The sequence below is a fragment of the Streptomyces sp. URMC 126 genome (genome assembly GCF_051386555.1).
GTDB lineage: Bacteria > Actinomycetota > Actinomycetes > Streptomycetales > Streptomycetaceae > Streptomyces.
Genome location: NZ_JBPQTX010000631.1, coordinates 1 through 1026, shown reverse-complemented (window position 1 = coordinate 1026; position 1026 = coordinate 1). Strand labels below are relative to the sequence as shown.

Genomic DNA, 1026 nt, shown 5'->3' with positions numbered 1-1026 from the left:
CGCCGGAACCCACCCCGGTCGTCATCGCGACGCGGCCCACGCTCATCACGCCGCTCGTCACGCCGGAACGAGGGACGCTCATCGCGCCGGAACCCACCCCGGTCATCGTCACGACGCGGCCCACGCTCATCACGCCGGTCATCGCGACGGTAGGACGGCCGATCGGCATCACGACGCTCATCACGCCGGAACCCACCCCGGTCGTCATCGCGACGCGGCCCACGCTCATCACGCCGCTCGTCACGCCGGAACGAGGGACGCTCATCCCGCCGGAACCCACCGCGATCGTCATCACGACGCGGCCCACGCTCATCACGCCGGTCATCGCGACGGTAGGACGGCCGGTCGGCATCACGACGCTCGTCACGCCGGAACCCACCGCGGTCGTCGTCACGACGGCCATAGCCACCGCCACCGCCGCCGCCGAAGGGACGCCCGCCACGGTCATCGCGGCGGAAGCCGCCACGGTCGTCGTCACGACGGGGCCCACGGTCGTCACGCCGCTCGTCACGGCGGAACGGGGGACGCTCGTCGCGCCGGAACCCACCGCGATCGTCATCACGACGGGGGCCGCGGTCATCGCGCCGGTCGTCACGGCGGAAGCCGCCGCGGTCGTCATCACGACGGCCGTAACCGCCACCGGAGCCGGCTGGCCGGCCGCCACGGTCGTCGCGGCCACCACGGTAGCCACCGCGGTCGTCGTCACGTCGGCCGTAGCCGCCGCCGGAGGGACGACCGCCACGGTCGTCACGGCGGAAGCCGCCCCGCGGCCCGCCGTGGCGGTCGCCGCCCGAACGGTCGTCGGGAGAGTTGGTGGACATCGACGTGACTCCTGTCTTGAGGTACCGCAGTCATTCTCGCGCAGCCGCCCGGCGGTCGCGCTTCGACAAAAAGCAAAAGGACCCTTGGCCCCAGCGTGAACGCTGGGACCAAGGGTCCTTGAAATATTGTTCGGCGGCGTCCTACTCTCCCACACGGTCCCCCATGCAGTACCATCGGCGCTGAAAGGCTTAGCTTCCGGGTTCG

General features: G+C 71.2%; 1 rRNA gene and 1 pseudogene. Both read right to left on the bottom strand.

The window, feature by feature from the left end:
* A pseudogene (locus tag ACSNOK_RS33210) lies at positions 1 to 821 on the bottom strand (hypothetical protein); the annotation flags it as partial.
* 128 nt (positions 822 to 949) lie between these two features.
* Positions 950 to 1026: ribosomal RNA gene (gene rrf, locus ACSNOK_RS33205) — 5S ribosomal RNA — on the bottom strand; the annotation flags it as partial.